Source organism: Rhizobium sp. 05N430, from assembly GCF_056396985.1.
This window is the reverse complement of record NZ_JBFTMO010000001.1, coordinates 581,781-595,890: the sequence shown is the minus strand read 5'-3', so window position 1 is coordinate 595,890 and position 14,110 is coordinate 581,781. Positions and strand designations below refer to the sequence as shown.

The 14,110-nt window shown below is 60.2% G+C and carries 13 protein-coding genes; 7 read left to right on the top strand and 6 right to left on the bottom strand.

Annotation, left to right across the window (positions count from 1 at the left end):
- Positions 1-1,683: an NAD+ synthase gene (locus AC1DJO_RS02930; protein WP_112387209.1), complete on the bottom strand. Its 1,683-nt coding sequence runs from the start codon at positions 1,681-1,683 to the stop codon at positions 1-3.
- 242 nt (positions 1,684-1,925) lie between these two features.
- Here AC1DJO_RS02930 and AC1DJO_RS02925 point away from each other — a divergent pair, with 242 nt between their 5' ends.
- Entirely contained in the window at positions 1,926-3,815 is a 1,890-nt protein-coding gene (locus AC1DJO_RS02925; protein WP_477968959.1) for an LTA synthase family protein, read from the top strand.
- Between the two features lie 82 nt (positions 3,816-3,897).
- Positions 3,898-4,431: a DUF1003 domain-containing protein gene (locus tag AC1DJO_RS02920; protein WP_112387207.1), complete on the top strand. Its 534-nt coding sequence runs from the start codon at positions 3,898-3,900 to the stop codon at positions 4,429-4,431.
- On the opposite strand, the gene AC1DJO_RS02915 is transcribed toward AC1DJO_RS02920, so the two are convergent.
- Complete coding sequence (locus AC1DJO_RS02915) at positions 4,428-4,823, bottom strand: GFA family protein (RefSeq protein ID WP_477968957.1); 396 nt, start codon at positions 4,821-4,823, stop codon at positions 4,428-4,430. The genes AC1DJO_RS02920 and AC1DJO_RS02915 overlap by 4 nt on opposite strands.
- Positions 4,824-4,858: 35 nt before the next feature.
- On the opposite strand from AC1DJO_RS02915, the gene AC1DJO_RS02910 reads away from it, so the two are divergent.
- From AC1DJO_RS02910 to AC1DJO_RS02900, 3 genes are all read left to right on the top strand, one after another.
- Positions 4,859-5,056: a hypothetical protein gene (locus tag AC1DJO_RS02910; protein ID WP_477968955.1), complete on the top strand. Its 198-nt coding sequence runs from the start codon at positions 4,859-4,861 to the stop codon at positions 5,054-5,056.
- Positions 5,057-5,123: 67 nt separating this feature from the next.
- Positions 5,124-5,546, top strand: a complete 423-nt coding sequence (locus AC1DJO_RS02905; protein ID WP_112387206.1) for a TadE/TadG family type IV pilus assembly protein — start codon at positions 5,124-5,126, stop codon at positions 5,544-5,546.
- Positions 5,547-7,274 carry a pilus assembly protein TadG-related protein gene (locus AC1DJO_RS02900; protein ID WP_477968953.1) on the top strand — a complete coding sequence of 576 codons (1,728 nt, stop codon included), beginning with the start codon at positions 5,547-5,549 and terminating at the stop codon, positions 7,272-7,274. It begins immediately after the preceding gene.
- A 45-nt stretch (positions 7,275-7,319) separates the two neighbouring features.
- Here AC1DJO_RS02900 and AC1DJO_RS02895 read toward each other — a convergent pair whose 3' ends face one another.
- Positions 7,320-8,693 carry a class II 3-deoxy-7-phosphoheptulonate synthase gene (locus AC1DJO_RS02895; protein WP_112387204.1) on the bottom strand — a complete coding sequence of 458 codons (1,374 nt, stop codon included), beginning with the start codon at positions 8,691-8,693 and terminating at the stop codon, positions 7,320-7,322.
- Between the two features lie 315 nt (positions 8,694-9,008).
- Between AC1DJO_RS02895 and AC1DJO_RS02890 the strand changes: the two genes are divergently transcribed.
- On the top strand, positions 9,009-10,298 hold the full coding sequence (locus AC1DJO_RS02890) for a TadE/TadG family type IV pilus assembly protein (RefSeq protein ID WP_477943144.1): 1,290 nt from the start codon (positions 9,009-9,011) through the stop codon (positions 10,296-10,298).
- 3 nt (positions 10,299-10,301) lie between these two features.
- On the opposite strand, the gene gor is transcribed toward AC1DJO_RS02890, so the two are convergent.
- The 3 genes from gor to rpiA all read right to left on the bottom strand — a co-directional run bounded on the left by gor (position 10,302) and on the right by rpiA (position 13,162).
- Positions 10,302-11,687 (bottom strand): glutathione-disulfide reductase, encoded by a 1,386-nt coding sequence (gene gor, locus AC1DJO_RS02885; protein ID WP_310300160.1) that lies wholly within the window; start codon positions 11,685-11,687, stop codon positions 10,302-10,304.
- 118 nt (positions 11,688-11,805) lie between these two features.
- The gene (locus AC1DJO_RS02880; RefSeq protein ID WP_112387202.1) at positions 11,806-12,447 is read right to left on the bottom strand and encodes a DUF2059 domain-containing protein; all 642 of its coding nucleotides are present in this window, start codon (positions 12,445-12,447) and stop codon (positions 11,806-11,808) included.
- Positions 12,448-12,463: 16 nt separating this feature from the next.
- Positions 12,464-13,162 carry a ribose-5-phosphate isomerase RpiA gene (rpiA, locus tag AC1DJO_RS02875; protein ID WP_112387201.1) on the bottom strand — a complete coding sequence of 233 codons (699 nt, stop codon included), beginning with the start codon at positions 13,160-13,162 and terminating at the stop codon, positions 12,464-12,466.
- A 177-nt stretch (positions 13,163-13,339) separates the two neighbouring features.
- On the opposite strand from rpiA, the gene AC1DJO_RS02870 reads away from it, so the two are divergent.
- Entirely contained in the window at positions 13,340-14,065 is a 726-nt protein-coding gene (locus tag AC1DJO_RS02870) for an HAD family hydrolase (protein WP_477968951.1), read from the top strand.
- The last annotated feature ends 45 nt before the right edge of the window (positions 14,066-14,110 follow it).

Sequence of the window (14,110 nt, the reverse complement as noted above, 5' to 3'; positions counted from 1 at the left end):
CTAACCACGATCCCTAAAACGGTTGGTGATCGGATAGCGGCGGTCGCGGCCGAAATTCTTCTTGGTGATCTTCACGCCGGGCGCCGACTGGCGGCGCTTGTATTCGGCAAGATAGAGCAGATGCTCGATCCGGTGCACGGTCGCGACATCGTGGCCGCGCGCGACGATCTCGTCGACACCCATTTCCTTTTCGACGAGGCATTCGAGAATGTCGTCGAGAACCGGATAAGGCGGCAGCGAATCCTGGTCGGTCTGATCGGGGCGCAGTTCGGCGGAGGGCGCCTTGTCGATGATATTTTGCGGGATCACCACGCCTGACGGTCCAAGCGCATCCGGCGGCACATGCGCATTGCGCCAGCGCGAGATCGCATAGACCTGCATCTTGTAGAGGTCCTTGATCGGATTGAAGCCGCCGTTCATATCACCGTAAAGCGTCGCATAGCCGACCGACATTTCCGACTTGTTGCCCGTCGTGACGACCATCGAGCCGAACTTGTTGGAGATCGCCATCAGGATCGTGCCGCGGGCGCGGCTCTGCAGGTTTTCTTCGGTGATACCGCTATCGGTGCCTTCGAAGAGGTCCGAGAGCGCCGAGGTAAAGCCTGTCACCGGCGCCTCGATCGGCACGATGTCGTAGCGGCAGCCGAGCGCCTTGGCGCATTCGGCAGCGTCCTTCAGCGAATCCTCGGACGTGTAGCGGTAGGGCAGCATGACGGTGCGCACCCGCTCCTCGCCCAGCGCATCGACGGCGATTGCCGCGCAGATCGCCGAGTCGATGCCGCCGGAGAGGCCAAGCACGACATTCTTGAAGCCATTCTTGTTGACGTAGTCGCGGAAGCCGAGCAAGCAGGCGCGGTAATCGGCCTCCTCCTTCTCCGGAATATGCGACATCGGTCCTTCACTGCAACGCCATCCATTGTCGCCGCGCTTCCAGGTGGTGACGGCAAGCGCCGGTTCGAACTGGCTCATCTGGAAGGCCAGCGACTTGTCGCCGTTGAAGGCAAAGCTCGCGCCGTCGAAGACCAGTTCGTCCTGGCCGCCGAGCTGGTTGGCGAAAATTAGCGGCAGGCCCGTTTCGATCACCTGACGCAGTGCCACCTGATGGCGCACATCCACCTTGCCGCGATAATAGGGCGAGCCGTTCGGCACCAGCAGGATTTCGGCGCCGCTTTCGGCCAGCGTCTCGCAGACGCCGAGATCGTTCCAGATCTCCTCGCAGATCGGCACGCCGATCCTGACGCCACGGAAATTCACCGGTCCCGGCATCGAGCCTTCGGCAAAGACGCGCTTCTCGTCGAATTCGCCGTAATTCGGCAGATCGATCTTGTCCCGGAACACCAGGATCTTGCCGCCATCGAGCACAGCGACCGAATTGTGCCGCCCGGTCTCGCCCTGCCGCGGGAAGCCGACAATCAGACCCGGTCCGCCATCCGCGGTATCGGCTGCGAGGTCCTCGATGGCCTTGAGGCAGGCCTTCAGGAATGCCGGTTTCAGCACCAGATCCTCGGGCGGATAGCCGGAAATGAACAGCTCGGTCAAAAGCAGCAGATCCGCGCCCTGACGGGCCGCATCGGCGCGTGCCTCGCGGGCTTTGGCAAGATTTCCAGCAACATCGCCGACCGTTGGGTTGAGCTGGCCGACGGCAATCCGGAGCGTGTTCAAGGGAGCGTTTTCCTGTGTCATGTCATCTATTTAGCGCGCGCGCGTTCGCCCCGCAACGTGTCCTGCCATGAAAAGCCGCCGGGTCTGCTCAGACGAAAATTCAAATCTTCGGGAAAAGCAAGGAAACATTAACGGTTCATCTAGCGTTCATGGCGGGCATGTGACAGTTCGGTGAAGGTTTTATGACGCCGGGATGACGGCGGGAATGACATTGGAGTCCGCCCTTGATCGCGTTGGTCATGAAGTCCGCGCAGGCCAGAAGAATGGCGCTGCTTTCTGCTGGTCTCGGCACGAATGTCCGCTCTCCCGCCGCCCGAGCCGCCCTCAGCATCGCATTCACCTTTTCGATGGCACTGCTCAGCGTCATCGCCGTCGAATGGATCGCCCGCAGCAAGCTTGCCGATGTCGGCGATTTCCTGACCTCGACGGCCCGCCCCGGCATGACTACCGTCGTCATGCTGACGATCCTGATGCTGACGCTCGATGCTGCCTTCGGCCGCCGCTATCTCTCGGCGCTGATCCTCGTTCCGCTTGTCTTGATCCCGGCTTTCGTCTCCAATCAGAAGCAGCATTACCTGTCCGATCCCTTCTATCCCTCGGACATCCTCTTCGGCCGCCAGATCATGGAGTTGCTGCCGGTGATGGTGCGTGACCGGCCGTTCACGGCGGTAGCGATCGTCGTTGGCCTGGTACTGCTCGCCGCCGGCATGGTGTTCGGCTGGCGCTATGCCTGGCGCACCTTCCCGAAGCTGTCGAACCAGGCGCGGCTGCGCCGCCTCTGCCTCGGCCTGCCGGTGATCGCCGCCTTCGGTTCACTGATGGATTATTCGCAATATTCCTATATCCGCGATCGCTTGCAGGTCGTGCCGATGATGTGGGACCAGAAGGAAAACTACCGCAGCAACGGCTTCATCCTGGCCTTCATTTTCAATGTGCCAATGGCCGATGTGGCAGCCCCTGCCGGCCTCAACGCCGAAGCGCTCGACGCGATCCCGGCCCGCAACTACGGCTATCTCGCCGGTCCGCGTGAAAAACCCGATGTCATCATGCTGATGAGCGAATCCTTCTGGGATCCGACGCGGCTGAAGAAGCTGAATTTCAGCGCCGACCCGATGCCGACGATCCGCGCCTCGCAATCCGGCTATGTGTTCTCGCCCGAATTCGGCGGCATGACCGCCAATGTCGAGTTCGAGGCGCTGACCGGCTTCTCCAATGCCTTCCTGCCCTACGGCAGCATTCCCTATCAGCAATATATTCGCCGCGACGTCCCCTCGCTTGCGACCTTCTTCCGCGGCGAAGGCTATACGGCGCGCGCGCTCCATCCTTTCAGCGGCTGGTTCTGGAACCGCAACGAGGTCTACAAGGATTTCGGCTTCGAGGAGTTCCGCACCGAGGAAACCCTGCCGCCGATGGAAAAGCGCGGCATCTTTGCCTCCGACGACTCGCTGATGAAGGAAATCATGCGCGAGGGCGACGGACTGGATAAGCCGTTCTTCTTCTTCGCTGTCACCCTGCAGGGACATGGCCCCTACGAGGCCAACCGTTACGCCCATAACTCGATCGACATCCAGGGCGACATCCCGGAAGCCGACCGCGCAACGCTCGCGACCTATACGCAGGGCGTTAAGGAAGCCGACGACAGCCTGAAGATGCTGATGGACTGGGCCTCGCACCGCGACCGCGAGACGATCATCGTGCTCTGGGGCGACCACCTGCCGCCGCTCGGCAATGTCTATATGAGCGCCGGCTACATGCCGGACCAGGTCGCCACCCGCAAGGCGCCCCTCGATGTGATGAAGCAGCAGCACGAGACGCCGCTGGTGATCTGGTCGAACAAGAAAGGCGTCAAGCGAGATGTCGGCACCATCAGCCCGTCGCTGATCTCCTACAATCTTCTGAAGTTCGCCGGCTTCGAGCATCCCTACTACACCGGCTTCCTCGGCCGGGTGCAGAAGAAATACGACATCATCGACCGCTACCAGCTGGCAACCCGCAAGAACGAGGTGACGCCTGACTGGGTGCTCGATCCGAAGAAGCTCGATCCCTTGGTGCGCTATTACCGCTACCTGCAGCACGACGTCATGTTCGGCAAGGCGCAGACGCTCGACCGCTTCTTCCCGCAGCATGTGATGGTCAACGAAGCCAGCCACTGAGCAGCTAAGACACTAATTCGCATTGCATTCAGGCCATCAGCGGGAATACTGGCTCCGACGCGATACAGCATCGGAGCCTCGCATGTATAACCTCCCCAATTTCATCCACACGCATTTCGGCAAGAGTGCCGACGAACTCGGCGACATCGAGAAGCGCGTGCTGCAGAAGGCGCATGAACGGAAGATCATCTCCACCAACGTCAACGCCGTCCTTTCGGCCGAGTCGTCCTTCGGCCAGCGCATTGCAGATGGCATCGCCCGCGTCGGCGGCTCCTGGTCCTTCATCCTGACCTTTCTGGCCTTCCTGGTGATCTGGACTGTCATCAACACCATCATCCTGGCGACGGGCGCCTTCGACCCCTACCCCTTCGTCTTCCTCAATCTCATCCTCTCGATGCTCGCCGCCATCCAGGCACCGATCATCATGATGTCGCAGAACCGCCAGGCCGAGCGTGACCGGCTGGAGGCAGCCAAGGATTACGAGGTGAACCTGAAGGCCGAGCTGGAAGTGCTGGCGCTGCACCAGAAGATCGACATGCGCGTGCTGACCGAGCTGACCTCTTTGCGCGAGGACGTCGCCAGGCTCAGTGCCGCGCTCGACGCCAAACGCATCTAGGCACTTCCGGGATATTGCGGCAGACCGTCGTTGATCTCGTAGAAATCGGCCTTGTCGGCGCAGTAGATATGGTAGCCGATGGACAGCCCGCTCGGCTGATCGAAGGCACCGGCAAGGATCGAAACCGTATCAGCGCCGGTGCGCTGCCAGAACAGCCCCGATCCGCAATTGCGGCAGAAGCCGCGCTCCGCCGCATCGCTTGACTGATACCAGTGCAAAGTCTCCCGGCCGTCAATGACGAGCCCCTCAAGCGGGACGTCGGTTGAGGTAAAATACAGCCCCGTCTGCCGCCGGCACTGCGAACAATGGCAGGCAACGACAGGCCCAGGTTTACCAGTGCCCCGAAACCGCACGGCGCCACAGGCGCATCCTCCAGCATAGTCTTCGCTCATTGCCGCCGTCTCCATTTGAACTCCTGCGAAAACTGATGGCAGACGGCGAAGGCGTCAAATCCAATCTGCTGATGGAAAAGCTCAGTGTTTTTGATGGTTTGAAAGACCGCCCCGCACTGGTCGAGTCAGGCCCTTTCCGGCCAAAAGCCATCGGGAGTTGCATGGAAAACCAGGAAGGCCTTCCCGAAATAGGTCATCTTGCCGCAGCAGAATACACGCATTACTTTTATTAGCTAATCCAAAATTAATAGTTTCAGGCCTATACAGAACGCAGCTTACAAAGCTCGCATGAGGCGCAGTATGACAGTGTTTCGCCGTTTCCGTTCGAACGACAAGGGAGCCGCCGCGATTGAATTTGCGATCATCGCTCCGCTGTTCCTGCTCGTGATGTTGACGCTGATCGCCTACGCGATCTACCTGACCGCCGCCCATTCCGTCCAGCAGATCACCGCCGACGCCGCCCGGACAGCTGTCGCTGGCATTTCCGCCAAGGAGCGCGAAACGCTGGTCGACAATTTCATCACCGCCTCGACGATTAATCATCCTTTGCTGCAGAAGGACAAGATCCACGTTACGGTGACCACAGATCCCGGCAACGTGAACCAGTTCACGGTGACGACGGAATATGATTCCGCCAATCTACCCATATGGAACTTATACACTTTTCCGCTTCCGGACCATACCATCAAGCGCTTCGCGACGATCCGGATGGGAGGCATCTGAATGACATTGAATGCCTTCAGGCTTTGCCGTGACAAGCGCGGCAACATTGCCATCAGTGCCGCTCTCTGCGCGCCCCTCATCATCTACTCCGTTGGCCTCGGGGTCGACTACGGCATGCTGACGCTGCAGCAGCGCCGGCTGCAGCAGATGAGCGACATAGGCGCCATCGCCGCTGCGTCGGACATCAACCGTGCCGCCGACCAAATTCTAGCCAATTTCACAGAGAACGGGATCAACGTGGCGGTGCTTACCGAGAACGGTTACCTGACCGGCAAGGGATCGCTCCCGAAGGGCGCGGATACGTCACAATTCCAGGCTGTCGTCAGCTATTCGCTGGGCGCTTATCTCGCCGACGAGACCGTCGCCCCCGATCAGCGCTTCGTTTCCGGAAAGCAGCCCTACGATGCCGTAAAAGTTGCAGTATCGCAGAAGGGTGAATTGGCCTTCGCCAATATCTTCGCCAGTGCCCCGACGCTGAGTGCCACCGGCACCGCCTCGGCTGCAAAAGTCGCAGCCTTTTCCGTCGGCTCGCGTCTGGCAAGCGTTAACGACGGCGTGCTGAATGCCCTGCTCAGCGCCCTCCTCGGCACCACTGTCTCGCTGAAAGCGGTCGATTACGAAGGCCTTGCTTCGACCGACATCAACCTGCTCTCCTATCTCGATCTCCTGGCGACCAATCTCAACGTCAACGCCGCCACCTATGACGAGTTGCTGGCGACCGATATCTCCTATCCGCGTCTGCTGAACACGCTTGGCAAGACGCCCGGTCTCCCGGCTGCGGTCAACAAGACGATCACGGCGCTGGAGAAGGGTCTCGGCTCCACCCAGCTCAAGGTGAAGCTTGAAGACATCGTTAATCTCGGCTCCACCGGCGAACGCGCCATCGGCAGCGGTTCGCATCTGCAGGTCGATGCCACGGCGATGGAGCTGATCTCGGCGACCGCGCTGGCCGCCAACCAGAAGAAGCAGGTAGCGGCCAACGTCAACAGCACCGTTCCCGGTCTGCTGAACGTCAAGCTCAGCGTCGCCGTCGGCGAGCGGCCGGTCGGCTATGCGGCGACAGCTGTGGGCTCTGCAGGTTCCGCCGTTCGTACCCCGCAGATCCGTCTGGCGATCGAAACCAGCGTGCCGGGTCTCGGCTTGCTGGGCGGCCTGAAACTCCGCGTGCCGCTCTATGTCGAGGTGGCCTATGCGGAGGCCAGACTTTCGAACATCACCTGCCTTGGCGGCGGCGCCAAGAATACCAGCGTCGGCGTCGAAGCCGTGCCTGGTGTTGCCGAGATCGCGCTCGGCGATGTCGATACGACGGCATTCGCGAATTTCGGCAGCAAGCCGCGCGTCAATCGCGCCACTCTTCTCGATGTCTTCGGACTTCTGAAAGCAAGCGCCGTGGCCGACGTCAATGTCACCAACCTCGACAAGAGCAAGCTGACCTTCCAGCCCGCCGACATCGCGGCAAAGACGGTCAAGAACATCTCGACGAAGGATAGCCTGACCTCAACGGTTCAGAGCCTGCTCGGCAACACCGATATCGAGGTACAGCTGCTGACCCTGACGCTCGGCACACCCAAAGCGGTGACCGCGGCCGTGGCGCAGACCCTGACGGGGCTGACCAAGCCGCTCGACGAGCTGCTCTACAACACGCTGATGATGCTCGGTATCAAGATCGGCGAAGCCGATATCCGCGTCACCGATGCGCGCTGCCAGCAATCGGTCCTCGTCCAATAAAAAAGCCCCGCAGTGCGGGGCTTTTCCAATTCAGATCATTTGCACTCAGGCGCTGACGGCCAGACGCTTCTCGTCGCGGCCGCCCTTCATGCGCTCGGCAAGCAGGAAGGCAAGCTCGAGGGCCTGGTCGGCATTGAGACGCGGGTCGCAATGCGTGTGGTAGCGGTCGGACAGCGAGTCCGCCGTCACGGCGCGGGCGCCGCCGGTGCATTCCGTGACATCCTTGCCGGTCATCTCGATATGGATGCCGCCCGGATGCGTGCCTTCGGCGCGATGGATCTGGAAGAAGCTCTCGACCTCCGACAGGATCCGTTCGAACGGACGCGTCTTGTAGTGGTTGAGCGTGATCGTGTTGCCATGCATGGGATCACAGGACCAAACGACCTTCTTGCCTTCCTTCTCGACGGCGCGGATCAGCTTCGGCAGGCTGTCGGCAACCTTGTCGTGGCCGAATCGGCAGATGAGCGTCAGGCGGCCGGCTTCGTTGGCCGGGTTCAGCGCATCGATCAGCTCGATCAGGTTGTCGGGCGTCAGCGACGGGCCACACTTCAGACCGATCGGGTTCTTGATGCCGCGGAAATATTCAACATGCGCATGGTCGAGCTGACGTGTGCGGTCGCCGATCCAGAGCATATGGCCCGACGTCGCATACCAGTCGCCCGAAGTCGAATCGACGCGGGTCAGCGCTTCCTCGTAGCCGAGAAGCAGAGCTTCGTGGCTGGTGAAGAAATCCGTCTCGCGCAGGCTCGGCTGGTTTTCGGCAGTGATACCGATCGCCTTCATGAAGTCCATGGTTTCGGAGATACGGTCAGCCAGTTTGCGGTAGCGGTCCGCCTGCGGGCTGTCCTTGATGAAGCCGAGCATCCACTTGTGAACGTTCTCGAGGTTGGCATAGCCACCCATCGCGAAGGCGCGCAGCAGGTTCAGCGTTGCCGCCGACTGACGGTACGCATCGAGCTGGCGCTCGGGGTTCGGAATGCGGGCTTCTTCCGTGAATTCGATACCGTTGATGACATCACCGCGGTAGCTCGGCAGCGACACGCCGTTCATCGTTTCGATATTCGACGAACGCGGCTTGGCGAACTGACCGGCGATGCGGCCAACCTTGACGACAGGAAGCTGCGCGCCATAGGTCAGAACCACGGCCATCTGCAGGAAGGCGCGGAAGAAGTCGCGGATATTGTCAGCGCCATGTTCGGCGAAGCTTTCGGCGCAGTCGCCACCCTGAAGCAGGAATGCGTCGCCATTGGCAACGCTGGCGAGCTGCTTCTTGAGGCGGCGTGCTTCACCGGCAAAAACCAGCGGCGGATAGGTGGCAAGCGTGGCTTCCGTTGCCGCCAGAGCGGCCTGGTCCGGATATTCCGGAACCTGCTGGATCGGTTTTTGCCGCCAACTGTTCGGGGTCCAAGTCTGTGCCATCTTACTCACCTTTGCTACACCGGATAACGCCGGGCATCGTCCTTGAAGAATAACGGCGGCTTATAAACCTTTAGGCCCGGCTTGCCTAGCGGCGTTTCGGACACTTTCAAGGGCAAAAGGCGACGTTTTTCCTGCATATAAAGGAACGCTGCGCCCGCACTTCAATCCCCGCCATTAAGACAAACTATACCACGTCGTTTTGCTGACGATTTAGCTTTCGCTGTTACAACACCCTTCAATATTAATGGGCCGCACTGGTGCCTTTCCTGAAAATGCAGGCAAGCGGCCGAGACAGGGATTTCGACGCCGATGACCATGCGCCGTTTGCTCGCCGACCGTTCCGGAAACTTCGGTTTGCTGACTGCCCTGCTCGCCGTGCCGCTGATCGGCTCGGCCGGCATGGCGATCGATTTCGGCCATGCGATGAGTCTGCGGACACAGCTTTATGCTGCGGCAGACGCCGCAGCTGTCGGCTCCATCTCGCAGCAGTCCAGCGCGGTCACACAGGCGATGACGAGTGGCGATGGCCCGCTTTCGACCGGCCTGGCGGATGCGCGCAGCATCTTCCTTGCCCAGATGCAGGGAGAACTGAAGGCAAGCGACGTCAGCCTCGACGTCCAGGTCAACAAGGTCGCCAATCAGCTGAATTCCCAAGTGTCGTTCAGCGCCAGCATTCCGACGACCTTCATGCAGATCTTCGGCCGGAACAGCATCCAGATCGACGGCACGGCAAATGCCGTCTTCCAGACCGCCGCCTTCATGAATTTCTACATCCTGCTCGACAACACGCCGTCCATGGGCGTCGGCGCAACGCCGACCGATGTCGCGACAATGGAAAAGAAGACGTCGGATACCTGTGCCTTCGCCTGCCACGTCGTTTCTGACGCCGGCGTCGAGGACCCGAACAGCTATTACAATCTCGCCAAGAAGAACAACGTCACCCTGCGCATCGACGTGGTGCGCCAGGCAACGCAGCAGCTGACACAGACAGCGAAAGTCCAACGCGTCACCGACAACCAGTTCGCCATGGGGGTCTATACCTTCGGCAAACGCGCGCAGGATGCCAACCTGACGACGATTTCCGACCCGATCACTGATCTCGACAAGGTGGCGAATTACACGAATGCCGTCGATCTGATGTCGATCCCCTTTCAGGGATATAACAACGACCAGCAGACCAGCTTTGACAACGCCCTGACACAGATGAAGACGATCATCGGCAACCAGGGTGACGGCAACAGCCAGACCCAGCCGCAGAAGATCCTGTTCTTCGTCTCGGATGGGGTCGGCGACAGCAACAAGCCGTCAACCTGCACCAAGGCGACGACAGGCGGACGCTGCCAGGAGCCGATCGACACATCCTTCTGCAAGCCGCTGAAGGACAAGGGCATCAAGATTGCCGTACTCTATACGACCTACCTGCCGCTGCCCAACAACAGCTGGTACAATAGCTGGATCAAGCCCTTCCAGAGCCAGATCCCGACCAAGATGGCAGAATGCGCCTCGCCCGGGCTCTATTTCGAGGTAACGCCGACCGACGGTATCGCTCAGGCGATGAATGCCCTGTTCCTCAAGGTCATCCGCATGCCGCGCATCACCAGCTGACGATCAGACCTTCTGGCCGTCGACGATGCGATAGCTCGGCGCATACATGGTGACGAGCTCTTCGGCGGCGGTCGGATGAACAGCCATCGTGCGATCGAAATCGTCCTTGGTGCAACCCGCCTTCAACGTAATGCCGAGGATCTGCGCCATCTCCCCGGCATCATGGCCGAGAATATGCGCACCAATCACCTTGCGGCTGGCGGTATCGACGATCAGCTTCATCAGCATCTTCTCGCCACGGCCTGACAGCGTCGCCTTCAGCGGCCGGAACTGGGCGCGATAGACCTCGATCTCTCGGTATTTTTTCGCAGCCGCTTCTTCCGTCAAACCCACAGTGCCGATTTCCGGCTGCGAGAACACCGCCGTCGCGATCAGATCGTGATCCGGTTTGGTCGGGTTGTTCTTGTACTCGGTTTCGATGAAGCACATAGCTTCGTGGATGGCGACCGGCGTCAGCTGTACCTTGTCGGTGACATCACCGAGCGCATAGATGTTATCGACACTGGTGCGGGAATAATCGTCGACGACGATCGCGCCCCGCTCGTTGGTCTTCACGCCCGCGGCCTGAAGCCCGAGGCCATCGGTATTCGGATCGCGGCCAAGCGCCAGCATGACGACACCGGCGTTCAGCGTGCCGTTGTTCTTGGTCTCGACCACGAGGCCTTCACTGCCCTTGGAGACCTTCTCGATCAGATCGTGGCAAAGAATGCGAATGCCCTTGGCCGTCATCGCCTCGTGCAGGCCGCGGCGCAGATCGTGGTCGAAGCGCGAGAGGATCTCGGCGCCGCGATAGATCAGCGTCGTCTCGACACCGAGGCCATGGAAGACATTGGCGAACTCGACGGCAATATAACCGCCGCCGGCAATGACGATCGATTTCGGCAGCACTTCAAGATCGAAGGCTTCGTTGGACGAGATGCAGAGCTCGTGGCCGGGAAGCGCTGCATGCGCATTCGGCTTGCCGCCCGTGGCAATCACGATCGTCTTGGCCGTCACCGTCTTGCCGGTGTTGATGAGCCGGATGGTATGATTGTCGACAAGCTCGGCGCGGGTCTCCAGAATCTCGGCGTTGGCGGTGGAAAGTCCCTTCTTGTAGAGCCCTTCCAGCCGTGAGATCTCGGCATCCTTGGCCGCGATCAGCTTCTTCCAGTCGAAGCTGGTTTCACCAACGGTCCAGCCGAAGCCGGCCGCATCCTCGAAATGCTCATGATACTGCGAAGCATAGACAAACAGCTTCTTCGGCACGCAGCCGCGGATGACACAGGTGCCGCCGTAACGATATTCCTCTGCGATCGCCACCTTCTTGCCGAGCGAAGCCGCCACACGCGCGCTTCTTACGCCTCCCGAACCGCCACCAATGACGAAGAGGTCGTAATCATATGCAGACATGAGGAAATGCTCCGGTTGGGAATCGGGAGGGAAGGCTGACAAAGCATATAGTATCGGTGGCCACGAAAACAAAAGCCCGGCGCGAGCCGGGCTTTCGTCATGGTAATCGTGAAACCGCTTATTGCGGGGTCTGCAGGTTGAGGGCCGGAGCAGCCGGAGCCTTGGCAGGTGCCTTTGCCGGAGCCTTGGCGGGCGCCTGAGCGGGAGCGGCGGAAGCATCGGCCGGTGCTGCCGGTGTGTCGAGCTGAACGGGCTCGACCTTGATGATCTTGCCAAGTTCGTCACTGGCATTCTTCTGCAGGTCGCGGGCGATGCCCTGAGCCCAGATATCAGCCGCACGGTTGGTTTCGCGCGAAGCGATCGGGCCGTCCTTGAGCAGCTTCTTGCCGACGTCGGAGCCGTAGAAATCGGCGATCGCCTTCAGCTCTTCAACGGTGAAAGCCTTGGCATAGTTGGTCGCAGCTTCCTTTTCGAGGTCAGCGCGGCGCGGCGCCAGGGCGAGAGCGGTCGCATCGACCGTCTGCGAAATCTGGTCTTCATAGTTCGGCGAGTCCTGGATCAGGCCGGCCTTGAGGCGCTCTGCCAGACCCGGCAGGATGTTGTCGAACTGAGCGGTGGCGCCGATCGCAGCGATTGCCGCGCGTGCTGCCTTCAGCTGCTCTTCCGTGACTTCCTGAGCCTTGACGGCAGTACCGAAAGCGAAGCTGGAGAGAATTACGGTCGCAGCGGCGATGCGGCCAAGACCTGCAAATGTCTTCATGAGTTCAATGCTCCTGTTATCTGTTCGCTTGCAGCGTGCGGGCACCGGATGGACCAGCAATGATCGCAAGTGCCGCCATATTGAGAAAAAGCCCGTGTTCAACGACACCGGGTATTGAATTCAGCTCGCTCGAAAGCGCCTCTGCATCAGGAATGCGGCCAAATGATGCATCGATAATGTGGTGGCCGCCATCCGTGGTAAAATCTCCGTCACCCGATCGGCGGATCGCAAGACTGCCGCTGAGGCCAAGCTTCGCGGCGACCTTTTCGATCGTGATCCGGGTCGAAACCAGACCGAACGGATTGACTTCGATCGGCAACGGAAACTGGCCGAGCGTCTCCACCAGCTTGCTTTCGTCGGCAATGACGATCATGCGTCCGGAAGCTGCGGCGACGATCTTTTCACGCAGCAGCGCACCCCCGCCACCCTTGATCAGACGCAGCGCGCCATCCACCTCGTCGGCGCCATCGATGGTCAGATCGAGTTCTGGCAATTCATCGAGCGATTTCAGGGGCACGCCGAGTTCGACGCAAAGCCGCGCCGTGCGTTCGGATGTCGGAACGCCCTCGATCTTGAAGCCGCCGGCGACCTTCTCCGCCAGCAGCCGCACGAACTCTTCAGCCGTGCTCCCCGTGCCGATACCGAGGCGCATGCCGCTCTCCACATGGGTCAGCGCAACCGCGGCAGCCTTGATCTTCATCTCGCGGGCATCCATGCGCCGCTTACTCCGATTGTTTCGTTGGATGTGCTGTTAACACGGCTCGCATGCCAAACGAAAGCCAAAATAACCGAAGCAAACTGAAAAGCAAAAGCATCGCGGCAGGCCCGAAACAGGCTAGTCTTGACGTTGCTTTTTCACCGCCCTTCGCCTACTCCGGACCGACCCGTTTTCATGAAGAGGCAACAGACCTTGACCCCTGCCCTTGTCGTATTCGATCTCGATGGCACGCTTCTCGATACCCATTCCGATCTCATCGAGAGCCTCAATCACTCGATCGGCTCGATCGGCCTTGAGCCCGTCAGTTATGACAACCTGACCCATCTCGTCGGTCACGGCGCCAAGGTGATGATCGAGCGCGCCTGCAAGCTACGCGGTCACCCGCTGACCGAAAGCGAGGCGCCGGTGCTGCTGGAGCGCTTCATCGCGCATTATACCGAAACGATGCCCGGCCAGACCAAGCCCTATCCGGGCCTAGTTGCCGCGATGGACAACCTGAAGACCAGCGGCTTCAAGCTGGCAGTCTGCACCAACAAGCTGGAATCGCTGGCGCGCACGCTGCTCGAAAAGCTTGAGCTGACCCACTATCTCGAGGTGATCACCGGCGGCGATACCTTTCCGGTCCGAAAGCCCGATGCCCGCCATCTCCTCGGTACGATCGAAAAGGCCGGCGGCACGCCTAAGCGGAGCATCATGGTCGGCGATAGTTTTAACGATATCGCCGTTGCCAAGAACGCCTCGGTCGCCTCTATCGGCGTCCCATTCGGCTATTCCGACGTGCCGATCGAGAGCCTGGAACCCACCCGCATCATCCAGCATTTCGATGAACTGACGCCCGATTTCGCCAACGCGCTGATCCGCGATTATGCGGCAGGCAACAAGGCCGTACAGACCGCCTGAGCCCGCCAGCATGGCAAACAAAAAAGGCGGCCACCGGCCGCCTTT